A 20,272-nucleotide genomic window follows, 5' to 3' on the forward strand; every position below is an offset into this window, starting at 1 on the left:
GTCATCCTCGACAATGTCGGCTTCCACAAGAGCGAGCGGGCGGCCGATCTGGTGCGCAGCCAAGGCGCGTGGATGCTGTTCCTGCCGCCGTACTCGCCCGACCTGAACCCGATCGAGATGGCCTTCTCAAAGCTCAAGGCCTTGCTGCGAAAAAAGGCCGCCAGAACCTTCGACGCCCTATGCGACGCGCTCGGCGAAATCTGCGACCTGTTCGATCCAACACAGTGCCGAAACTTCTTCAAGGCTGCCGGATATGAGGCCAATTAAACGCGACGTGCTTTAGTCTGAGATGCCGTCGCGGCCATCCACGGCGATGAGCGTTGCCGTGAACAGCGCAATCAGTTGCTCCTGATCGTCACGTTTCGCGAAGAGCTCGCATTGGCAGAAGGTCAAGGTGCGACCTGTCTTGACCACCTTGCCGCGCGCGATGATCCGGTCGCCCTCGGCAGGTGCCAGGAAGTTCATATTGCACTCGGTCGTGAGGACGCCCCTATCCGAAGGCATGAGGCTCATGGCTGAAAAACCGACAGCGCTGTCGGCTATGGTACCCAACGCGCCACCGTGGACGAAACCATACTGCTGGGAAACACCGGCATGCGGCGTCAGAATGATCTCGACTTGACCCGGCCTGACAGAGCCCAGTGTCGCTCCGATCGTGCGCATCAAGCCTTGCTTCTCAAAACTGGCGCTGATGCGTTGAACTATCTCGTCGTCGTCGATGCTCAATGCTCTTTCCCTTACGTTGGTGCCTTGTCGACCGGCCGACATGATTGCCCAGCAGGTGGCCGAAGCAGCTCCCCGCGCGAACTGGCGGTCACCTTCACCGACACGAAGGGCTACTTCGTCTCGGAATCCTCGGTCTATCGCCTGCTCAAGGCCCATGACCTGATCACCAGCCCGGCCTTCATCGTCATTAAGGCCGCCGACGAATTCCATGACAAGACGACAGCGCCGAACCAGCTCTGGCAGACCGACTTCACCTATCTGAAGGTCATCGGCTGGGGATGGTTCTACCTGTCGACGGTGCTCGACGACTTCTCCCGTTGACCGCAGTCTTGTTCCCTTTGGTACCCGATGAGGCAGAGATGCTGGAGAGCGTCCACGTGCCGGTCTTCTGCGTCTTCACTTGGAAGAAGGTGACCTTCGTCGGGCTGCTCATGCTGTCGAGTTCGAGGAGGTCGTCGTGGAATTCAAACGCGATCCCGAAGTCGGCGCCACTCTTGTAAAGCTGGAGTATTCGGGACAGTCCCCAAGCCGCTTGGTATTCAAAGCGTTCTACCGCAAGCTTGCCACCCTGCTCGCGCTGAGGTTCCTTCAGGAGAGTTTGCCTTATATCCAAGTACTACGCCCGAATCGATAATATTCCCCATCCTAAGCATGTTCTGCCGGGGCCGATACGTCCATCTGTTGACTAGACATTTGCAGTCGAGAAACGATGTCCGCTCTTCCGCTTCGCCTACGATCAAGCTGCCGTTCCGCTTCCGGCCCCAGCTCTGCCGCTGGTAAAGGGTCGAACGAATGGCAAGTTTCGGTCGGCAACAGAAGCGCCCCGAACGGCGATAATGAGGTCGGCAACCGAACGGCAGCTGTAGTCCTATTTCCATCAAAACCGGACAGTCAGCAAACGTCCAGCTCTGGTCCTGCCCAACCAGGAGAAAAGCGGGTTTGGCGTGATATCGGCTAGGAAGAAGTGGACTTGTGGTGGGAAGGAAGCATGTGTGTCGTGACTTCATGATGTGGAGGCGCGGTATGGGTGCAGATAAAAGAGCTTTTCAGAGAGATCAGGCGACACGGTTGCAGGATCTTCTCCACCGCATGGAGCCACAGCTGAGATTGCTCCAAGGAGCGGTAGTGGTTCTGCGTGCTCTTTCCGAAACGACGGATTCGATCGAGCCGATTGCTCTCGAGGCTCTTGCCCATCTGACGGGGGAGCCTGTGGAGCAGGTCACGGCATGCTGGCGAGACGCGCGCGATGCAGCAGGCAGCCGCTGATGGGCAGCCGGACCCGCTTGACTGTTGACGCTTTGGAAGTAGTAGTCGGGTTGTAACGCCGGGCCGGGATTGCTCACGGCTCCACAAAACTCTCCGCCCGCTGGGATTGCGGGCTTTCGGCAGTACAGCCGCCGGGTGGTCCGGGGGCGGAACCGAGGGAGAGTTACCATGTCATCGACCAGCATCACCACCGTCACTCCTGCCGACAAGGATGAGCCGGTTCTGGCGGACGAACACACCGTCGATCAGGGTGAGAAGAAGTCCGCAGGAACCAAGAAGGGTAGGGCGCCGGCTATTCGACGCCAACACCATCTCCTTCGTCTCGGTCACCCAGCAGTTCAACACCACCACCTCGATGGGTCGTCTGACGCTGAACGTGCTTCTGTCATTTGCCCAGTTCGAGCGGGAGGTGACGGCCGAGCGCATCCGCGACAAGATCGCGGCGTCGAAGAAGAAGGGCATGTGGATGGGCGGCACGGTGCCGTTCGGCTACCGTGTCGAGAACAGGAAGCTCGTCATCGACGAAGCCGCGGCATCGGAAGTCAGGAAGCTGTTCAGGCGCTATCTGGAGCTTGGTTCCGTCCCCGCGTTGGTACGGGAGTTGAACGACCGGGGCACGACAACGGACAGGCGTTTCTTATCCTTGCTCCATGCAGATACCGGTCAGGGCCGTCGTCGGCCGGCGAAGGCGATCGGCAAGGGCAAGCTCTACTACATGTTGTCGAACCCGATCTACATTGGTCGCGTCCGGCATGGTGGGAACGTCTATCCGGGCGAGCACGAGCCGATCATCGAGAAGGATGTCTTCGAAGCGGTTCAGCGTAAGCTCGCCGAACAGGCGCCTCGCGAAAGAGGAACGCCAGTTCAGCGTGACATCCATCTTCTCAATGGTCTGCTGTTCGACGAGACCGGTGATCGGCTCAGTCCAATCCATGCCGGCAAGGCTGGGAAACGCTACCGCTACTACATCTCCAGCCGGCTGAAGGCAGGCAACTCAGGTCAAACGGATGGCTGGCGGATTCCTGCTTCTGAGATCGAGGCGATCGTCCTCCAGCATATCAGGGAGCTCCTTGCCGACAGGTCCATGTTGTCAGGCTGGTTGCAGAACGCAGGCCACGCAGCCAGCATCGAGCTGGGATTGGCAAGGGCCGGGGAAGCTTCCTGTCTTCTGAAGGCGACAGCATCATCAAAGGAAACGCATGCGATCATCCGCACAGCGATCCGCCGCATCGACCTTGCTAGCAATCGCATCCGCATTGCGTTCGACGGAACCGCTATCGCTTCCTGGCTGGCGGGCGCTGCATCGCAAGCCACGGCAAGCGATGCCGATCTTCACATCCTCAATCTGCCGTTGTCCATCCGCCAGCGCGGTGTCGAGCGGCGGCTGGTGATCGAAGGGCAGGGCGCATCACTGCGTCGCTATGATCAGCCGCTGATCGACATGGTTGCTCGGGCCCATGCCTATCTGGAAACGCTAACGAATGGGCAGGGGTTGGGTCGTAAGGATGTTGCGAAACGCTTTGGCGTTCATCCCGAGGATGTCAGCCGCGTGTTGCCGCTCGCCTTCCTCTCCCCACGCATCGTTGAGGCGGTCCTGACTGGTCAGCAGCCTGCCGATCTCAGTGTGCGTCATCTGGCCCGCAACATCGAGCTGCCAATCGCATGGGCAGATCAGAGCAAAGTGCTCGGCATCTGAGGTTTGCCAAACCTCATCCATGCGAACAGCTCACCATCGCCGGCCCGACATAGTGGACACGGAAAAACCCTCACTGAGACAGGCCCGGCAAAAGCCGCCAGAATGATCTGGTCGGTCTTCCCGGCACGATTGGAGATCTAGCCCGCACCGGATTGCAGGCTGGACTTTCTGGCGGCTATCGACTTGCAACGGGCGCTTGGCCGGAGACGAATAGCGACAGCGCGGTTGAACGCTTTTTCGCTGGCCCTTCGCCGGAGGTAGAGCAAGCGTTGATCGGTGGCGGCTCCATGCCGCTCAGCGGGCAGCAGATGCGCTCTGGCCTTATGCTGTGACAGACGGTGCGACCGATTATCAGCCGCAGACAACGGCCGGCGAATGGACCCGCACGGTTGGCGAGTTCCTTCCCGGCGCGATGGCACTCGGCGGTGGCGGTCTGCTGAACGCGGTACGTTACGGCGTGGCCCCGGCGCTTGGTAGCGAGGCGGCCGGCCAGTTGACGGAAGATACTGCCTTTGAGCCATACGCGCGCGTTGCTGGTGCTCTGGTAGGCGGCGCTGTCGGGTCTCGCATCGGTGCGCCAAAGGCTCCAAAGCCGCCTAGCGCCGCTGAAATCAAGCGCAGCGCCGGCTATGGCGATCAGATGACGGATAGGGCAGGCCGCCTCGACCGATACCATCGCATTCTCGCAACTGTTCAACTGCTTCTTTGACAGTTCGGCCGCCCCGGCATCCTACCAATACCTGCGCGATGTAGAGTTTCACGGCTGCTGGTGGTCGCAGCGCGAAACGGGCGCGACCTTTGATGACAGCAAGATCGTCAAGTTTTTTGGCGGCGGCGCCGTCAATTGCGACAACCACGGTTTCATTCTTGAGGACGGCTGCGTGGACTTCGAGTTCTACGGATTCACGGCAGACAGCAACTCGCAGTCGGCTTCGAACTCTTTTTCCGGCATCGTCCTTGCATCAGGCGCCAGTCATATTCGTTTCTTTGGCGGCTATTATGGAAACGCCGGGCTATTCCCCGCAACGCAGTCAAACGGCATCCTGTTCTTGGGCTCTAACGATAATTACCTGGTGCAGGGCGCACGATTCGACGGCAACCTGGCCTCGCCGATTGCCGGGCACACGCCGTCCAGCACGAAGCGGGTTCGCGACTGCATAGGCGTTATCACCGAGAATGACGGCACGGCGGAGGTGTCCCTGACAAGCGGCGAGGGCACCATCGCCCACGGCCTGAGCTACACGCCGAGGGCGGTGACGCTGCTGGTCGTCAATGGAGGTGCCGCGGAAGCAACTCTGAAGAGCGTGGACGGTGCCAACATCACGGTGCGGATTCGCAACACAACGACCGATGCGAACTCGACCGGCAGCTGGTTCGTCAACTGGAGTGCGACTGCATGACCGATAGAGAACGCACCGCCCTCGCCATGCTTCGTTCAGGCGCGAGCTGGCAGGATGCAGCGGATGCGACCCACGTGCCGATTGAGCGACTGCGGGAGCTTTGGGAAGCGGCACAGAAGCCGGCTCCCCACAAACCATAGGTGCCGCACCACGCCATCTACTTCGGCAAAACATCCGGCGGAATGTCGATGATCGGAGCCCACACCTTGAATGCGGCGCCGCCCCGAGACTGGGCTCGAAACTCCAGGCCGAACCGCATTTCCGACAGCGAAAATGATAGTCGAACCTCTTTCGATCTGGAGAGGTCAGCGACTGAACGTTCCGCGCTGGCAATAACCTCGCCAGCCGCAACAACGTCGAAAATGAGGGTGCCTTGTCCACCTATCGCGACGGCCTCAAAGACAACTTCGTAGTCTCCGCAGGGCAATGGAAGGTATGGTCCATACAGGAGAAAGCCACTTTCGTTAGCGGTGGCCGAGACCACAAGACGCCCATTGTCGTAATGACGCGTGCCGACGAGGGATTTGAAGCGCGCTGCGCGCTCGGGCCACGATTGCTCGAAAACTTGCCGCATATGTTCGGCTAGAGCGCCGCGATCGGGCTTTCGCTCGGACTTTGTGGCTTCGAGCCACCACACGAAGGAACCGGACGGGCAGTCCTCAGCACAGATGATCCGCTCGGGAACCGTCCATTCTGTCTCGTTCTCGTCTGGGACCAGTGGCAAGGTAGGGATCGTCCCACCGGGCGGGTCACACAGCCATACGCCGTAGGTTTTCCGGAGATCAAATCCGGCTAGTTCGCATAGAGTTGCGGCTTCGTCGGGTGTAAGCTCAATCGTATGTTCTGGATGCGACCAATTGAGTTGCCGAGTAATTAGACGGTTCGGGCTATCCATGATCAAGAACCCGCCGGGCTTTAAGACCCGCCACGCCTCCATGAGAAAATCGACCGCCTCATAAGGCCAGATGTGCTCGATGTTCTGTCCCGAGAAAACGACGTCGCAGGAGGCGTCGTGGACATCTGACATGTCGCCAACCGTGTTCTCAATCCAGCGAACGTTCGCCGGAAGCCCCTCTGGCTTCGGCGTGTAGTACTCGACGCCGATGTGCTCGCGCAGGTGCCCCAATCGGGACTCGATCCATTCAAAATACCACAGGCCAGCGCATCCGGCGCTGAGCATGGTATCCGGCCTGATGGGGAGGCGCCGCAACCGTGCTGAACGTGCGTAGTGCAGCAGATGGTTGAAATCCTTGGCCGTCAGCCCTTTCCGCAACTGCTCGTTCTCCCTGAGTACGGAACGGTGGGATTCCCAAAGTCGCCTCAGCGGCGGGACCCGCAACGCTAACTGCTTCAGCTTAGTGTTCAACATTTAAGCCTTTCCATCTCACGATGGTGAACCATGAACCGACACACCCGAAGATTCAACCGCGCCGTGCGAGATTGGCTTGTTCGCGCACTTGACCCTGCGTTGGCCCCGCGGCCTTCGTTAAAGGGCAGCAGCCTCCCCTGAAACCTCCAGTCACCTGCCAACAGGCGGGGGAAGGAAATAGCCATGAACTTCGCAGGCAAGGCGTTGCCGTTGTCGGACGGCGACGTGAGAACCATTGCGGGCTATCTCGGCTGCCATGTCGCAGCGGTGCGCGCCGTGATTCAGGTCGAGAGCGCGGGCCGCGCCTTTGGTAATGACAAGCGACCAATCATCCTCAATGAGCCGCATGTCTTCTATCGCGAGCTTGGTCCCGACGCAAAGCGGGATCGCGCCGTACGGGAAGGCCTTGCCTATGCCAAGTGGGGCGCGAAACCATACCCGCGTTCACAGCCTGAACGCTACGCATGGCTGAAAAAGGCCATGACGATCGACGAAGCGGCGGCGCTCAAGTCCTGCTCGTGGGGTCTCGGCCAAGTTATGGGCTTCAACCACAAGGTCTGCGGCTTCGACACCGTTCAAGCCTTTGTCGAGGCCATGAAGTATTCCGAGGGCGCGCACCTCTACGCCATCGCCCGGTTCATCGTCAGCAAGGGGTTGCAGCGGCATTTGAAGGCCAAGAACTGGTCATCGTTCGCCAAGGGCTACAACGGCTCTGGGTACGCGAAGCACGGCTATCACACGAAACTGGCGGCGGCCTATGCGCGTCGACCAGATTCGGAGAAGATAACGCCCCTCCCGGCATCCGAGGCGCAGCTTAACGCGCTCATTGGCAAGCCAGCGCCACACAGCGCCCCGCCAGCGCCCGCGAAGCCCGTTCCAGCTCCAAAGCCCACGCAACCCGCTCCCACCGCTCCTGAGCCCGCCATGGGCTTCTGGGCAAGGCTGTTTGCGGCTCTATTCGGAAGGAAATGATCATGTGGGATCGCATCAAACGTTTTTTCAAGCGCTCGGAAACCATCTTCGTCGCCCGACTCCAGATGTTCGGCGCTGCCGTGATTACGGTGCTGGCCACTCTCGATCCGAACATGTTTGCCGACAGCATCCCGACCGGCTGGCTGCCGATCTACATGGTGGTGTCAGGGCTCGTGACAGAGATCGCGCGCCGGCTTCGCGATGAGGAACTGAGAAACCGGTCATGATGCGCTGGCCAGAATTCATCGTTGGCCCACAACCCGGCCTTGTCCACTCGTGCAACTGCATCGGCCCGCAGAACGGCAACCCCGTTTGCCCATGCCTGATGCCGGATCACAACCGTCGCAAGATGGGCGAAATGGTGCTTGACCTGATCACGCGCTCCAAGCCGCGCATCCGCGTCAAAGCTGGCAGGAGGGCGGTCAATGCCTGACATAATCGGACTGATCATCGGCCTGTTTTCGGGCGGCAACGGGCTGGTGGCCATCCTCGCCGCGATCATAGCCGCTCTCGGATGGGGTTTCAGCCAACGACTGGCCGGCGTGTGTAGGGCGGTGACAAATTAGGCCATGGAGCGCCGGCGTGCTGCTGGTGCGGGCGGAGTAAAAACCGTCCATTGGCTAGGCTGATCCCTTTGAGGATCGGCCGGGAATGTTTGCCGTGGAAGTCTATGCCGCTGTCCGGCACTTCGTGTTTGTCGAGGGCAACAGTCGTCGTGAGGCAGCTCGCGTTTTCGGGTTGAGCCGGGAGACGGTTCTGAAGATGTGCCGGTTCTCGCTTCCGCCGGGCTACACGCGCACGAAGCCCGTCGTGAAGCCGAAGCTTGTCCGCTGCTGCCGGGTGATCGATGCGATCCTGGAAACCGATCGCGCCGGGCCTGTAAAGCAGCGGCATACGGCGAAGCGGATCTTCGAGCGGCTTCGTGACGAGCACGGCTATGGCGGCGGCTACACGGTGGTGAAGGACTATGTCCGGGTTGCCCGAGCCAGGGCCGCGAGACGTTCGTGCCCTTGTCGCATCCGCCGGGTCATGCGCAGGTGGACTTGGCGAGGCGATTGGTGTGATCGGCGGGGTCCGGCAGAAGATCTCACTTTTCCTGCATGGACCTGCCGCAGTCGGACGCACCCTTCTCGTGAAGCGCTTCATCCGGCGGAGACGACGGAGGCGTTCCTGGACGGGCATCGTCTCGGCCTTCGCCTTCTTCGGCGGCGTGCCGCTGTCGATCCTTACGACAACACCCGGATCGCGGTGGCGAAGATCTGCGGCGACGGCAAGCGGAGCGAACGCGTGCGTTCACCGAGCTGGTGAGCCACTATCTGTTCCGCGACCGGTTCGGCCGACCGGGCAAGGGGAACGACAAGGGCAAGGTCGAAGGGCTGGTGAAGTATGCCCGCTCGAACTTCATGACGCCGATCCCGATGGCCGCCAGCTTCGACGATCTCAACGCCATACTGGCCGAGCGATGCCGGTCGCGACAGGCAGAACGAGCCGGCCGCCATGCCACGACCATCGGCGAGCGCCTTGCCGCCGATCTTGCCGCGTTCCGGGAGTTGCCTGCCGTGCCGCTGGAGCCTTGCGAGAAGCGTCGGCCCGCGTCTCCTCGACGGGCCTGGTGCGATACCGCGGCAACGACTACTTCGGTTCCGACTGCCTATGGCTTCCAGGATGTGATGGTGAAGGGCTTGTCGACGAGATTGTCATCCTGTTCGGCGGCGAGGAGATCGCCCGGCATCAGCGCTGCTATGGCTCGGGCACCTTCGGCCCGATCCTCTGCATTATCTGGCGCTGCTCGAGACCAAGCCGAATGCGCTCGACCAGGCGGCACCCTGCAGGACTGAATCTGCCCGAAGCCTTCCAGCATCTGCGTCACCTCATGGAAGCCCGCATGGGCAACGCGGCAAGCGCGAGTTCATCCAGGTGCTGCGGTTGATGGAGGCGATCCCGAAAGAGGTGGTGACCCATGCCGTCACCGAGGCGATCAGGCTGGGCGCGCATCGGCTTCGATGCGGTCGGGCGCAGATCGCACCTGGCTCGCGCTCACCGAGCGCCGCCCGCCCCGTCTCGATCTCGCCGCCTATCCGCACCCGCCAAAGACCACAGTGAAGACGACCTCGGCGGCCGATTACACCCATCCTCATCCCGGGAAGAGCCGCATGAGCGGGAAGCCGATGGACACGATGCCGGCGGGAACGACGAGCGGCACGCCGCAGGTGCCGTTGGCCCATCATCTCAAGCAGCTGAAGTTGCCGACGGTCCTTGCGAGTACGACAAGGTCGCCCGCGAGTGCGCCCGCGACGGTGTCGATCATCCCCGCTACCCGCTGCGTCTCGTCGAACTCGAACTGATCGACCGGGAACGGCGTGTCGTGGAGCGCAGGATCAAGCAGGTGCCAGGTTCCTGGCTGTGAAGAGCCTCGACACCTTCGACTTCACCGCCATCCCTTCGCTCAACAAGATGCTGGTGCTGGAGCTTGCCCGCTGCGAGTTCATCCTGCCGCGAGAACATCATCGCGCTCGGCAATAGCGGAACCGGCAAGACCCATATCGCGCTCGCCCTTGGCCTTGCCGCCTGCCAGAAGGGCTTTCGCCGTCGCCTTCACCACCGCGGCAGCCCTCGTGCATCAGCTCATGGAAGCGCGCGACGAGAGACGATCGCTGAAGCTGCAGCGCGAACTCCAGGCCGTGAAGCTGCTCATCGTCGATGAACTCGGATACGTGCCGCTGTCACCCACCGGTGCGGAACTCCTGTTCGAGGTCTTCTCCCAACGCTATGAACGTGGCTCCACCATCGTCACCTCGAACCTGCCCTTCGAGGACTGGACATCCATCTTGGGCCTGAGCGGCTCACCGGCGCGCTGCTCGACCGCCTGACCCACCACGTTCATATCCTGACCATGAACGGCGACAGCTATCGCCTCAAGCAATCCGCAGGTCGCAGGGCCGCCGCCGCGTCAAACGGGGCGGAGCAAAACCAGGCCACCGCCTGAGCTTCGTTCTTCCAGATTCAAAGGGCCGCTCGCTCGCTACGGCGCAATGTGGAAGCGCGCTCGCGAGCGGCCAGCGCCAAGACCTCAATGGCCTGCTTTTACTCCGCCACGCTGGTCCGGATTCCGACCGCCGTTGACAGTTTCCTATCGAAACGCTAACATTTGAGATCGGTATTGACGATTCCGGGACAGTAAAGGACGAACTCGAGTGCAGTGCGGGCCGCTCTATAAAAATTAGCCCGGGCCGTATCGAGATTAGATGCATAAATGAAAGGCAAGGTCAGCCTAGAGAAACCCATAATATCCAAATTGACCGGGTGAAGGGCATCTACAGCAGCACTCGATATTTGGGCGACAATTTCCTTCAAGAGATTGCTTATCTTGGCACATGCCAAGTCGTGGAGCGCAAGTTTTAGTCAGCGCCACAAGTCGCCGGGGACCAACGGTATATGGGAACTGAGGGCGTTCGGGGATGCGCTTGATGCCGTCATCTGCGCATGGGTTGGCATCTGCGCACTCGAAGATCGCGCGATACCCTATGGCGATGATGATGCTGCAATCTGGATACCTACCGCAAAAGAGAATGTGGGGCGATCCGGCTCATAACCGCACCTCGCCGCGCAATACGAGCGCCGTGTTTGGATTTGGGCGGGGGATTGCCCCGGCAGTTTATGCACAGGCGGCGCTATCTCGGATCGAAGTGTCGTGCATTCCACGCCGCAGGCGTACGCAATCTCCATGCGGCGAGTTTTGAAAACCAGCACCAACGTGTCACACCACAGTCACAACGGGCCTTCGATTTGCGACCGTCCGCTTGCAACACCTTGAGCGTCGAGTTAGGATCGGCGCCGATAAGCGCATGAAACTGCAATGCAATTTTGTGGGTGGATGGTGGGCGTGACAGGGATTGAACCTGTGACCCCTACGATGTCAACATCGTTCCCTTGCCGGAATAGCGCGGAACTCTGGGAAAAGAGCACTATGTCCGGGACCGTTTTCGGCACAGCTTCATGTTTCGTTCCCTGTTTTCAGGTTCATTGTGCCAGAGATCACTATGTGCCCCTCAGATGGCCAGGCTGTCCGCGAGTTTGCGTAGGTGAGTGGGCGAATAGCGCGCATAGACCTTGGTCGTGGTCTTCACGTCGTCATGGCCGAGAAACTGCGCAATCTCGTGCATAGAATGGCCGTCTTCAGCCAGCCAGACAGCCGCACTATGGCGAAGCATGTGCGGTGACACGTCAGGGCGATTGATGGCCTCCCCGGCCGCCTTCAGACCCTTCTTGATCGACTTGACCTGCTTGCCGGCCCACTCGATCACAAAGGGCGACAGCGCCCCTTTCTTCGCTTCCTCCAAGGCTTCGTAGAGCCGATCATTCATCGGCACGGTGGCGCGCCCCTTGCGCCGCTGCTTGTCGAAAGGGTTGCGCAACTGGATCATACGTCGGTCGAAATCGACGCGATCCCACGTCAGTTGCATCGCGGCCTCGTTGCGCGCTCCGGTCCCCACCATGAGCATGATCGCCAACCGGACGTGCGGCACGTTCGCCGCGTCGATCAGTGCCCGCGCCTCATCCTTTGTCAGGTGCGCGTCCTTCGGCTCAGGCTTGGTTGGACGCTCGATGGCCGGGGCCTTGTCGATCAACTCGTGCCGCTCGGCCCAAAGCAGGACCATGCGCAAATGGCCCAATTCGGTATGGATCGTACCGTCCTTGATCCCGGCCTTCCGGCGCGCTTCGATATGAGCGCGGCAATCAGCTATCGTGATGGCGTCGGCCTCCATCGGGCCGAAACGGCTTTCGAGTGCCCGCCACGTAAACTTCATCGTTCCGACAACGGCGCGGCCGGCCATATCGGTTTCGTAGCCTTTCCAAAGATCGGCTACCGTCTTGCCTCTCGGGCGCGTGAGTTGTGCGTATCGAGCCGGGGCGCGGCGCTCCGCTTCTTGGCGGTCATCTGTTCCAAGTCGATAACGTCGCCGGATGCCTTCGGCGTCATCCCATGTGAGGACGAACTCGCCTCGTAGTCGAGTGATGCGCCATCCTGGCATTCGATGCTCTCCACGACTTCTTTGCTGATGCGCAGCAGCTTGCCCAGCCGGAAGGCAGGCAACTCCCCGCGCTCAATCATGAGCCGAATTTTCCGTTCGGAGCAAGCCCAGCGCTCGGCAAGCGTGGCTGGCGTGTATACGGCCGCCCTGCTCATGTCCTGCCTCCGGGGCGGGTGGAGCGGCGGATTGCCTGCTCACGCACAAATGACGGATCGTCCTTGTAGGGGCTGATGCCTGTTCCGGCGCAAATGTGGCATCTTTCACGGTAGAAGCCGTCGCTTCTGAACCAGGACCGGGAGAGGAGCCACCATCCTGTCCCGCCGCACGAAATGCACTTCGGTCCGCTCACCTCTCCCCTCCCTTGCTTGTGGCGAGGGCTTGGCGGCCGGCTTGTGTGATCCAGTAGTTCGTGCCTTCCTGCTCGATCAGGCCGTCACCTTTCAGGAACTCCAAGGAGGCTGACATCGCAGCACCCCACGGTACAGAAGGGCCGCCGTCCATCATGCGCAGGATCGAAATCTCATAGGCTGTCAGCTTCATGCCTTCCTCCCGAGGGCGCGGGCGAGGCGATCACCTTCCGCGCTCCATTCGTTTCGATTGGCGATTTCCACGATGCGCCGCACGTCTGCGACTTCATCCGGGCTGAGGATGCGGTCATCAGGACCGGCAAGTCGGACACCAGTTGCGTTAAGGGCGGCAACAATGGCTAATGCGGCAATCTCACACTCGCCAGTGGATGCATCTGGGTAGCATGTATCGCGATGTGCTCGCCTGAACTCCTGCGCAATAATCTCCCGTGCGTCAGCCACAGTAGATTGAGCGCATCCGCATGAATGCGGGTGGCCGTAGCAGTTGGTTGGATGGTGTGGGCAAGGGCACTCGCTCATCTTCCTGCCTCCATAGCGGCCTTGATGGCGGCGCGTATCGCGGCGCGGATGTCGCACTCGCGAATGAACGACGCCTTGCCGTCACCATTGTTGTACAGGTGATACTTCACGGCCCTCACGGCCGCCTCGACCATCTCATCCGTCACCGCCTGTTCTGAGGGGCGGGTGGATCGCTGGCTGATGAATGTGAGGATGCGTGCTGCGTTCTCGCGGGCGCGGGCTTGAACGTCGGATGGCTGCAACCGCACGTAACCGTTGCCACGATAGCCGTCATCTTTTTCGTGTTCCGGCCATGACGCTCCAGTTACAGGGTCAAGATCGAAGTCGAACTCGCTGCAAAGGAATGCCGCAAGTTCTTCCACCGCATTCTGCCTTCCTTCCGGTGCGGCTGGCTCAAGGGCGAGCGTCGAATGAGCAGGATGTGTCGTATCTGCGTAGATGCTGGCTACGATAGCGTCTGCGTCAGCCCATGCCTTCTCTGTACCATGTTCGGCCTCGTAGTGGCCGCCGTCGCGATGGATACGAGCTAGTAGGCTCGATAGCCGTTCTTCTGTGATCCGCTTTGCTTCGAGCACCTTCACCGCGCCTGTGCGGGAGAGGGCTTCGGCTTCAGCTTCGGGCATGCGGAAGCGGTCGCACATGATGTCGAACACTTCCTGAGCGGTGCGGTTCTCGATGCCGATTATCGGGCGCGTCAGATCACTCGCCATTCTCGCCTCCCTGTGCTTCGAGGGCGCGGCGGGCGGCTTGAGCAAAACCAGAAAGGTGTTCGGCAAACGCAAGATATGTGTCGCGTTCGGCGGGCGTGCATTTATCAGCGCCCTCCCTCGCGGCGGTTGCAGACTTCGAGAGTTGCTCCGCGACCTGTTCCAGCGCCTTGTTAGCCTCGGCAAGCTGGGCTTCGGCGTATTCGGCGCGCTCTCGCTCCTGATTACGCTGGACAATCGCGTTGGCGACGTGATCGTCAATAAAAGCAGCGAGCGGGACTTCTCCGGCATAGAGCGTTTCACGAATAGCATGCAGGGCTGCGCCCGCCATATCGCCGTCCGCGTCATTCCATTTTGCTACTGCTTCATCCCTCTCCGCCCGTACCGCTGCCAGTTCCGCATCCTTCGCGGCGAGGGCGGTGGACATGGTTTCAAATTCGTCTGCAATCCTCGCAAGCATCGAGCGCGATACGGTCACGCCGTTACGCACGTGCAGCATCAAGCGGCCATCCGCAATCGCACGAAGTTCAGAGGCCCTGTCACTCATTGCACAATCTCCACTTTTGCATCTGGAGACAGGCGGTGCGAAACGCCGCTTTCATCAACCATGATTTCGATAGGCATTTCCTTGATTTGCCAAAGTTCGACGGCGGCAATGGCTTCCTCGTCGCCGCTTTTCAGCGCCGCGCCGCAATAGACGAACACCTCAGCGATACTGTCCATCAAGGCTCCAGGCGATCTAGCACGGACCTTGCTTGCAACGGCGGCGATCTGATCATCTGTCCAGTCGCCCACCACATCGCGGATGTGCGCGGTAAATTCGGCCCATAGCGCCGGGTTGTCTTTTCGGAGGGATGCCATCAGTCGTCTTCCTCCACGGAGACAGCCTCAGCATCGTCAACGTCATTCCAACCAAGAACGATGTCACAAGCCTTGTCCTCGGCCTCGCTTTCATCGCGGGCGTATATCGTCAGTTTTTCCTGTCGCTTGGTGGTGTATTCAACCGTCACGATGTATTTCATTTTGGGGTATCTCCTGGAATAGGGGGCGGGGTGCCTGATAGGGATGCCGCGACTGCTTCGATTGCTTCTGTCGTGCCGCAAGCTTCGAGGACGGACGCTTGGCCCCGGTGTGCTTGGCTTCGCGGCGCTTCGCCTCGTTGATGGCGGGGCGGTCCTGTTTGTGCGTCTTCTGCTTGTGGCAGGCGATATGAGCCGGGCGCAGGTTCTCGTCGCTGTCGTCGCGGGTTAGCTCCCAAGCGATGACATGCTCGATCTCCCAAGCCTCGCGAACCCCGTCGATCTTCTGCTTGCAGATATGGCAGGTGCCATTATTCGCGGCGAAAATGCGCGCACGGTCCTTGTATGTAAAGCGGCGACGGGCCATCACCACCCCTTCAATTCAATCTCAGCGCGGAGCATGTCGCGACGAGCATCAGCCAGGCTGCCGAGCAGCGGACGCCATGCCTGCTTGCTTTTGCGCCTGTGGTCGATCTGGCGTGACAGGGTGGCCACGCGGGCTTTCGCGGCTTCGAGATTGCGACGGGCACGGTGGCGGCGGATGAGGCGGATAATCATGCTGCCCTCCTGATCGCGTTACCGCTGGTAATCATCTGAAATCCATCCTCGAACACGACGCGGATGCTGTTCATCTTGCCGCGCGCCGTGACGGCGCATCGCTGGCCCTTGCGGCCTTGCCGGTGCCAGAAATAGACGTAGGGGAAGGTCATGCCGCCGCTCTCCGCTCACGCTCGGGAACCCAGCCATAAGTCTGCGCAAGCCATTTCTGCGCAGCTTCCAGAAACGCCACGAACTCCGGTTCTGCCATCTTGTCGAAGCTGATGGAGCCGGGGATTGCGACAGTCATACCATTTGGTAGCCGGATTAGATCGACAACGCCGGTTTCGAGCTTGATGACTTCGTGAAGCCGCTCCGGTGTCAGGGCGCATTCGGTCGCCGCCACCATTTCATGCAGCATCGCCCAATAAGCGCGATGACGGGCGACGTTGCGAAACTCCTTGACCTCGACGCGGACAAGCTGGCCGTTCGCAACACCGTCGAGTGCGCGAAGGTCCATATCCATATCTGGCACAAGCGCATTGCCGCGCCTGCGGAACGCATACACTGACTTCTCGGGCTTGCGGGCCATGTCTCTTTCCTCTCTTCCCCCGTCCTGCCGGTCTGTGACAGGACGGGGAGGGTGGCGCTTGGGAGGACGCGGTTAGAACGGAATCTCGTCGTCAAGCTCGCGCTGGTTGCCGTAGCTGCCGTGTGTGCGGCTATCGTCGCGGTCGTAACTGGTCGAGCGTTCCTGACGTGCGGGGCGCTGTTCGCGGTCGCCGTCATCGCTGTTGCGGGTGTCGAGCATCTGCAATTCGCCACGGAACTTCTGGAGGACGACTTCGGTCGAGTAGCGGTCCTGGCCCTGCTGGTCCTGCCAACGACGTGTTTGAAGCTGCCCGGCAACGAACACCTTGGACCCCTTACGAAGGTACTGTTCAGCGACCTTCGCCAGACCCTCGTTGAAGATCACGACGGATACCCATTCGGTCTTTTCCTTCCGTTCGCCCGAAGTCTTGTCCCGCCATGTCTCAGAAACGGCGAGGCGAAGATTGACGACAGGATCACCACTGGAAAGCCTCCTGACTTCCGGGTCGGCACCAAGGTTCCCGATGAACTCACAACGGTTCAGGCTCATGCCGCCGCCCTTTCTTCGATGCCATAGTTTCGGATGCGCTCGACCAGCGCCGCCAACTCGTCGTTGAAGCGGTCGATCTCGTCGGAAAGCGTTTTGATGTATTCCTCGTCGCGATAGACGCGAACCGTCAAGACGGGGAGCTTGGGCCAGTATGAGCAAAAATCCCACCATTCACGCTCGGAAATCCAGAGATTGCCCTGCACCTGCGCCTTGTGTTCAGGCGGCAGGCGGTTGCGCTCCAGCCGGTCGATCTGGATATGAGGAAGGGCGGTCTTGATCTCCAGCCCGCCATTCGAGCCAACCAGACTGTCAGGCGAAGCCCCGCGATTGCCGTTGCGTATGAAGCCGACGCGCTGAATTTCGGCATCGTTGATGAAGGCGTAGGTTTCGCGGGCTTCATCCTCCATCGCGTTGCCGCGATCTGTGTGGACGTTGCCAAATTGCTCCGAAGGCTCTCCAGTCAGGATTTCGCCCGCCAGCTTGCGCATGTATTCGGAGCGGGTCTTGCCCTCGCCCTTCGCCATGACTGTAGCGAACTTGCTGGCGGTCGGGATTCCCGCGCGGGCCGCAAACCATTCGGGGCTGCCCTGCTCAAGATCGGTGAAAACCTGCATCATGGCTTCCTCCGACGCGCGTTCAGCACCTGCACCGCTTTATCGAAATGTCTGGCCGGCAAGTCTGCGACCGCTTCAATTTTTGCCCACTCGCAAAACTTATCGACCGGCGTGCCCGTATCGCTAATGAGCGAAAGTAGTTGGTCTCGCTGCTCAATGGAGATGGTCGTCATGTCGGGGGGAGGGTTCCCGTCTGTATCGTCCTCGCCAACTGCCACGTTCCAGATATTCTTCATGAGATAACGCTGCCCGTAGGATGACGCTGCGCCGGTAGCGTGCGTCTTCGTCATCACGTCGCCCCCCTTTGCCCCTTTGCCGTCCGCCGGCATGTCTTTGTGATAGGTGCGAGTATGTCCGCCTGTGTGCGCGACATAGGCGAGACAGCGGATATGGTCAGGCTTCGGGGAACCGTCCTCATCGAAGCTGACGGAAAAGCCGTGCTTGGTGTAGATCGGGCGCAGCGCAGCATCGAGCTTGGCGTAGGTCGCATACTTGCTGCGCGTCTGCGTATTGGTGGCGTCAGCCGAGATTGCGCGCATTTCAGCCTGCGCTGCCTTCATGGCCTCGTTGAACGCTTGCTCCGCCTGCCGGCTAAGCTCGCGCTCCCGCATCGCCATCAGGCGCTCCATCTTGTCGAGGTCTACGTTCGGATCGCGGGCGGCTCGTTCGATGATTTGGAAGATGGCCGCACTTTCCGATGCAGGCGCGACGACTCCCCGGCTCTGCGGTTCCTGGATATCAAGCGCGGTGCTGGACATGATGTTCTCCATCGGTGATGTCGAGAAACCGCCTCTGCGCCAGCTTGGCGAAGACAGGATCGGTCTCGAATTTGATGATCTCGGTCAGAGCGGACAGCACCAGCTCTTTGCATGCATGCCTGTCGTCCAGAGAGGCGACAGCAAGAGCGAGTTCGGGGTCGGGGAGGAGGGTCATGGTGACGGCTCCGCTCCGAAAAACTCCAGGTCTTCCGCGATCAGGTCGAACACGTCACCGTATTCGAGGCCAAGGCGATCATGGATCAGCGCCCAATGCGCTCCATCGGGAAGGTCCAGTTCCTCAACTTCCTCGATAACGTCGCGGATTTCCTGCTTGGTCGGTTTGCTCATGGCTTGCCTTCTCCGTGACGGGCGAGGGCGGCGCGGACGTGGGCAAGGACTGCCATGGGGAGGCTCGCCGGGTCGCGAGGAACGTCTGGGCAGTTGTCGATCATCCCTTCGATGTCTTTCAGCGCATCGACTAGATCGTCATGCGCATTGACCGCGCGGACGATGAAGGCGGCGTTGGCAGTCGCTTCGTCCAGTCCAAGCGGCGACTGTGCCGGCCATCCGTCTTTGCCTGGGATGCGCACCTGAGCGATAAGCGCGGCAGGGCGAATATCGGGATGCGTTCGCGTGATAACCTGCCAGTGCGAGCCGATAGCTGTCACATACCAAGGCCCCGGCGTTCTCTTGCTGAAATCGACCTTCTCACCCATTGTCTTCCTCCCCTCTGTTAGAGCGGGCGGGACGGCACCAATCGCAGCGACGTTCGCAAAGGTCGCAACCGCCTTCCGGGTCGATGCACGCGAATTCTTCGAAGCACGAGTAGACGATGCCCTCGCCGCCGCAGTTCGGGCAGGAGTTGTCATCCTCGTAGAAATCGATGCTGTCGAAATCGACAATTCGCGGGGTCCCGCTCATATCGGCATCTCCCAAGCCCCAACCCCAGCGATTACCGCCAGCAGCAGGAGCGCAAATCGAGTTGGTGTGAAGCGGGCGACTAGCGCCTCGCTGGTGAGGTAGAGGGCGCGGTCGAGCGGGTTCATGACCACTGCCCCAGCGCTTCTTCACTGAAAGGGTGAGCGCTGTTCTCGGCCATATGATCGAGGCATAACCATTCGACGGAGCCATCAAGCCCACGCAGACCGTTCACAGCCTTTTCGCCGCATTGTGCGCAGTGCTTGAACTTCATCTCCGAAAGCCCATCATGGCGAGGCAGTGATCTGCGGTGAGCCTTGCCGTACGTCTGCTTGATGGCCTTGCAGGATTTCGAGCAGAACTTTGCCCATCCGCGCTTGCGGTCTGCCGTCCGCGCCTCAAAAGGCGAACCGCAACATTTGCATTTGTAGGTTGCGGTGGAAGCCATCTACGCTTCCTCCTTGATTGCCATCGCCTGCTTGCGCGCCTTGCGGTTTTCGCGCTTGAGGCCGTGGCGGAACCATTCTCGGCCGATCATCTCGGCGCGGATTTCCGCAATCTGTTCGTCGGTGAACCAGTCCAAGCCGCGCCAACGCGAGATGACCCGGTGCAATGCGGCGTCGAACGTGTTGCCGCCGCCGAGGGTGTATTCGTTGAGCTTGATCTGGTGCTCGTGGCGGGCGCGGGTCATGCCTCAAACTCCACACGCTGGATTTGCGTACGCACGCCGCTGTGCTTCTCCCGCACGTTCTGCCAATAGTACCGTTCGGCGTTGATGGCGGTTTGGTGCGTGGGGTGAGCGGAGATGATCTCTCCGATGCTGTCGTCGTCATTCAGACAGACCAAGACAAACACGTCAGTCATCACGCCGCCCCGACCAAAACGATTGCGATGATCGCGAACACGCCGAAGCCAACAACCATCTTGGCGAGGTCGGAGAGGAAGCCGGCGAGGCTGTCTATGAGAGGATCGCGGTTCATGACGGTCACTCCGCGGCCATCAGCGTGTGCGAAAGCTCGTCGTCCAACTCATCCTCAAGAGGACGGGACCAGCCCTCGACAGCGTTCATTTCCGTCACACGGCACGACTTCCGGTGCGGGTGGTCGCGGAAGAAGTCGAACGCCTCGTGCTTGTCGGTGAAAACCTGGGCAGCGCCAGACCAGTCGTTCGGATCGAAGATGACGATCATGTCGCGGTCGTTCGGTGTCATCTGTCTTATCCTCCATGCA

General features: G+C 60.4%; 34 protein-coding genes and 3 pseudogenes. 12 read left to right on the top strand and 25 right to left on the bottom strand.

Going from position 1 to position 20,272, the window contains the following annotated elements:
• Positions 1–267: transposase (locus M9945_RS12355; RefSeq protein ID WP_367944835.1), on the top strand; the 267-nt coding region annotated here is incomplete at its 5' end.
• A 12-nt stretch (positions 268–279) separates the two neighbouring features.
• On the opposite strand, the gene M9945_RS12360 is transcribed toward M9945_RS12355, so the two are convergent.
• A complete protein-coding gene (locus M9945_RS12360; protein ID WP_367944836.1) occupies positions 280–726 on the bottom strand; it encodes a PaaI family thioesterase in 447 nt (148 codons plus the stop codon).
• Between the two features lie 69 nt (positions 727–795).
• Here M9945_RS12360 and M9945_RS12365 point away from each other — a divergent pair.
• Positions 796–1,044: pseudogene (locus M9945_RS12365) on the top strand (DDE-type integrase/transposase/recombinase); the annotation flags it as partial.
• Here M9945_RS12365 and M9945_RS12370 read toward each other — a convergent pair.
• Positions 992–1,246 (bottom strand): dsDNA nuclease domain-containing protein, encoded by a 255-nt coding sequence (locus M9945_RS12370; protein ID WP_367945577.1) that lies wholly within the window; start codon positions 1,244–1,246, stop codon positions 992–994. The pseudogene M9945_RS12365 and the gene M9945_RS12370 sit on opposite strands and share 53 nt — an antisense overlap.
• Here M9945_RS12370 and M9945_RS12375 point away from each other — a divergent pair.
• The 4 genes from M9945_RS12375 (at position 1,184) to M9945_RS12390 (ending at position 5,088) form a co-directional block, all read left to right on the top strand.
• Positions 1,184–1,360 carry a hypothetical protein gene (locus M9945_RS12375; RefSeq protein WP_367945610.1) on the top strand — a complete coding sequence of 59 codons (177 nt, stop codon included), beginning with the start codon at positions 1,184–1,186 and terminating at the stop codon, positions 1,358–1,360. The genes M9945_RS12370 and M9945_RS12375 overlap by 63 nt on opposite strands.
• Positions 1,361–2,203: 843 nt before the next feature.
• Entirely contained in the window at positions 2,204–3,688 is a 1,485-nt protein-coding gene (locus M9945_RS12380) for a recombinase family protein (RefSeq protein ID WP_367944837.1), read from the top strand.
• Between the two features lie 328 nt (positions 3,689–4,016).
• Positions 4,017–4,397: a hypothetical protein gene (locus M9945_RS12385; protein WP_367944838.1), complete on the top strand. Its 381-nt coding sequence runs from the start codon at positions 4,017–4,019 to the stop codon at positions 4,395–4,397.
• 172 nt (positions 4,398–4,569) lie between these two features.
• On the top strand, positions 4,570–5,088 hold the full coding sequence (locus tag M9945_RS12390; RefSeq protein WP_367944839.1) for a hypothetical protein: 519 nt from the start codon (positions 4,570–4,572) through the stop codon (positions 5,086–5,088).
• A gap of 157 nt (positions 5,089–5,245) precedes the next feature.
• Here the strand turns inward: M9945_RS12390 and M9945_RS12395 are convergent, their stop codons facing one another.
• A complete protein-coding gene (locus M9945_RS12395; protein ID WP_367944840.1) occupies positions 5,246–6,457 on the bottom strand; it encodes a methyltransferase domain-containing protein in 1,212 nt (403 codons plus the stop codon).
• Positions 6,458–6,640: 183 nt separating this feature from the next.
• Here M9945_RS12395 and M9945_RS12400 point away from each other — a divergent pair, with 183 nt between their 5' ends.
• The 6 genes and pseudogenes from M9945_RS12400 to istB all read left to right on the top strand — a co-directional run bounded on the left by M9945_RS12400 (position 6,641) and on the right by istB (position 10,415).
• Entirely contained in the window at positions 6,641–7,429 is a 789-nt protein-coding gene (locus M9945_RS12400; protein ID WP_367944841.1) for an N-acetylmuramidase family protein, read from the top strand.
• A gap of 2 nt (positions 7,430–7,431) precedes the next feature.
• A complete protein-coding gene (locus M9945_RS12405; RefSeq protein WP_367944842.1) occupies positions 7,432–7,656 on the top strand; it encodes a hypothetical protein in 225 nt (74 codons plus the stop codon).
• On the top strand, positions 7,653–7,862 hold the full coding sequence (locus M9945_RS12410) for a hypothetical protein (RefSeq protein WP_367944843.1): 210 nt from the start codon (positions 7,653–7,655) through the stop codon (positions 7,860–7,862). Before M9945_RS12405 ends, M9945_RS12410 begins: the two co-directional genes overlap by 4 nt.
• Positions 7,855–7,995: a hypothetical protein gene (locus M9945_RS12415; protein ID WP_367944844.1), complete on the top strand. Its 141-nt coding sequence runs from the start codon at positions 7,855–7,857 to the stop codon at positions 7,993–7,995. Before M9945_RS12410 ends, M9945_RS12415 begins: the two co-directional genes overlap by 8 nt.
• Positions 7,996–8,080: 85 nt before the next feature.
• Positions 8,081–9,558, top strand: a pseudogene (istA, locus tag M9945_RS12420) (IS21 family transposase); the annotation flags it as partial.
• Positions 9,559–9,582: 24 nt separating this feature from the next.
• Positions 9,583–10,415: pseudogene (istB, locus tag M9945_RS12425) on the top strand (IS21-like element helper ATPase IstB).
• Between the two features lie 1,063 nt (positions 10,416–11,478).
• Here the strand turns inward: istB and M9945_RS12430 are convergent.
• The 22 genes from M9945_RS12430 to M9945_RS12535 all read right to left on the bottom strand — a co-directional run bounded on the left by M9945_RS12430 (position 11,479) and on the right by M9945_RS12535 (position 20,253).
• Positions 11,479–12,264, bottom strand: coding sequence for a tyrosine-type recombinase/integrase (locus tag M9945_RS12430; RefSeq protein WP_367944845.1), 786 nt, complete (start codon positions 12,262–12,264; stop codon positions 11,479–11,481).
• A gap of 29 nt (positions 12,265–12,293) precedes the next feature.
• Positions 12,294–12,617 carry an excisionase family DNA-binding protein gene (locus tag M9945_RS12435; RefSeq protein ID WP_367944846.1) on the bottom strand — a complete coding sequence of 108 codons (324 nt, stop codon included), beginning with the start codon at positions 12,615–12,617 and terminating at the stop codon, positions 12,294–12,296.
• A 190-nt stretch (positions 12,618–12,807) separates the two neighbouring features.
• Entirely contained in the window at positions 12,808–13,002 is a 195-nt protein-coding gene (locus M9945_RS12440) for a hypothetical protein (protein ID WP_367944847.1), read from the bottom strand.
• A gap of 343 nt (positions 13,003–13,345) precedes the next feature.
• The gene (locus M9945_RS12445; RefSeq protein ID WP_367944848.1) at positions 13,346–14,059 is read right to left on the bottom strand and encodes a hypothetical protein; all 714 of its coding nucleotides are present in this window, start codon (positions 14,057–14,059) and stop codon (positions 13,346–13,348) included.
• On the bottom strand, positions 14,049–14,603 hold the full coding sequence (locus M9945_RS12450) for a hypothetical protein (protein WP_367944849.1): 555 nt from the start codon (positions 14,601–14,603) through the stop codon (positions 14,049–14,051). Before M9945_RS12450 ends, M9945_RS12445 begins: the two co-directional genes overlap by 11 nt.
• Positions 14,600–14,917 carry a hypothetical protein gene (locus M9945_RS12455; RefSeq protein WP_367944850.1) on the bottom strand — a complete coding sequence of 106 codons (318 nt, stop codon included), beginning with the start codon at positions 14,915–14,917 and terminating at the stop codon, positions 14,600–14,602. Before M9945_RS12455 ends, M9945_RS12450 begins: the two co-directional genes overlap by 4 nt.
• On the bottom strand, positions 14,917–15,078 hold the full coding sequence (locus M9945_RS12460; RefSeq protein WP_367944851.1) for a hypothetical protein: 162 nt from the start codon (positions 15,076–15,078) through the stop codon (positions 14,917–14,919). The genes M9945_RS12455 and M9945_RS12460 overlap by 1 nt, the downstream gene beginning before the upstream one ends.
• Positions 15,056–15,442 carry an HNH endonuclease gene (locus M9945_RS12465; protein WP_367944852.1) on the bottom strand — a complete coding sequence of 129 codons (387 nt, stop codon included), beginning with the start codon at positions 15,440–15,442 and terminating at the stop codon, positions 15,056–15,058. The genes M9945_RS12460 and M9945_RS12465 overlap by 23 nt, the downstream gene beginning before the upstream one ends.
• Positions 15,442–15,633 (bottom strand): hypothetical protein, encoded by a 192-nt coding sequence (locus M9945_RS12470; protein WP_367944853.1) that lies wholly within the window; start codon positions 15,631–15,633, stop codon positions 15,442–15,444. Before M9945_RS12470 ends, M9945_RS12465 begins: the two co-directional genes overlap by 1 nt.
• Positions 15,630–15,785 (bottom strand): hypothetical protein, encoded by a 156-nt coding sequence (locus M9945_RS12475; RefSeq protein ID WP_367944854.1) that lies wholly within the window; start codon positions 15,783–15,785, stop codon positions 15,630–15,632. The genes M9945_RS12470 and M9945_RS12475 overlap by 4 nt, the downstream gene beginning before the upstream one ends.
• Positions 15,782–16,204: a hypothetical protein gene (locus M9945_RS12480; RefSeq protein WP_367944855.1), complete on the bottom strand. Its 423-nt coding sequence runs from the start codon at positions 16,202–16,204 to the stop codon at positions 15,782–15,784. The genes M9945_RS12475 and M9945_RS12480 overlap by 4 nt, the downstream gene beginning before the upstream one ends.
• A gap of 72 nt (positions 16,205–16,276) precedes the next feature.
• Positions 16,277–16,753, bottom strand: coding sequence for a single-stranded DNA-binding protein (gene ssb, locus M9945_RS12485; protein WP_367944856.1), 477 nt, complete (start codon positions 16,751–16,753; stop codon positions 16,277–16,279).
• On the bottom strand, positions 16,750–17,370 hold the full coding sequence (locus M9945_RS12490; protein WP_367944857.1) for a lambda exonuclease family protein: 621 nt from the start codon (positions 17,368–17,370) through the stop codon (positions 16,750–16,752). Before M9945_RS12490 ends, ssb begins: the two co-directional genes overlap by 4 nt.
• Positions 17,367–18,125, bottom strand: coding sequence for an ERF family protein (locus M9945_RS12495; RefSeq protein WP_367944858.1), 759 nt, complete (start codon positions 18,123–18,125; stop codon positions 17,367–17,369). The genes M9945_RS12490 and M9945_RS12495 overlap by 4 nt, the downstream gene beginning before the upstream one ends.
• Positions 18,106–18,300, bottom strand: coding sequence for a hypothetical protein (locus M9945_RS12500; RefSeq protein ID WP_367944859.1), 195 nt, complete (start codon positions 18,298–18,300; stop codon positions 18,106–18,108). Before M9945_RS12500 ends, M9945_RS12495 begins: the two co-directional genes overlap by 20 nt.
• The gene (locus tag M9945_RS12505) at positions 18,297–18,473 is read right to left on the bottom strand and encodes a hypothetical protein (RefSeq protein WP_367944860.1); all 177 of its coding nucleotides are present in this window, start codon (positions 18,471–18,473) and stop codon (positions 18,297–18,299) included. Before M9945_RS12505 ends, M9945_RS12500 begins: the two co-directional genes overlap by 4 nt.
• Entirely contained in the window at positions 18,470–18,841 is a 372-nt protein-coding gene (locus M9945_RS12510; RefSeq protein WP_367944861.1) for a hypothetical protein, read from the bottom strand. The genes M9945_RS12505 and M9945_RS12510 overlap by 4 nt, the downstream gene beginning before the upstream one ends.
• On the bottom strand, positions 18,834–19,046 hold the full coding sequence (locus M9945_RS12515) for a hypothetical protein (protein WP_367944862.1): 213 nt from the start codon (positions 19,044–19,046) through the stop codon (positions 18,834–18,836). Before M9945_RS12515 ends, M9945_RS12510 begins: the two co-directional genes overlap by 8 nt.
• A 121-nt stretch (positions 19,047–19,167) precedes the next feature.
• A complete protein-coding gene (locus M9945_RS12520) occupies positions 19,168–19,491 on the bottom strand; it encodes a hypothetical protein (RefSeq protein WP_367944863.1) in 324 nt (107 codons plus the stop codon).
• Entirely contained in the window at positions 19,492–19,734 is a 243-nt protein-coding gene (locus M9945_RS12525; RefSeq protein WP_367944864.1) for a hypothetical protein, read from the bottom strand.
• The gene (locus tag M9945_RS12530; protein WP_367944865.1) at positions 19,731–19,907 is read right to left on the bottom strand and encodes a hypothetical protein; all 177 of its coding nucleotides are present in this window, start codon (positions 19,905–19,907) and stop codon (positions 19,731–19,733) included. Before M9945_RS12530 ends, M9945_RS12525 begins: the two co-directional genes overlap by 4 nt.
• 121 nt (positions 19,908–20,028) lie before the next feature.
• A complete protein-coding gene (locus M9945_RS12535) occupies positions 20,029–20,253 on the bottom strand; it encodes a hypothetical protein (RefSeq protein ID WP_367944866.1) in 225 nt (74 codons plus the stop codon).
• Positions 20,254–20,272: the final 19 nt, after the last annotated feature.

The organism is Aquamicrobium sp. (genome assembly GCF_023954335.1).
Classification (GTDB): domain Bacteria; phylum Pseudomonadota; class Alphaproteobacteria; order Rhizobiales; family Rhizobiaceae; genus Aerobium.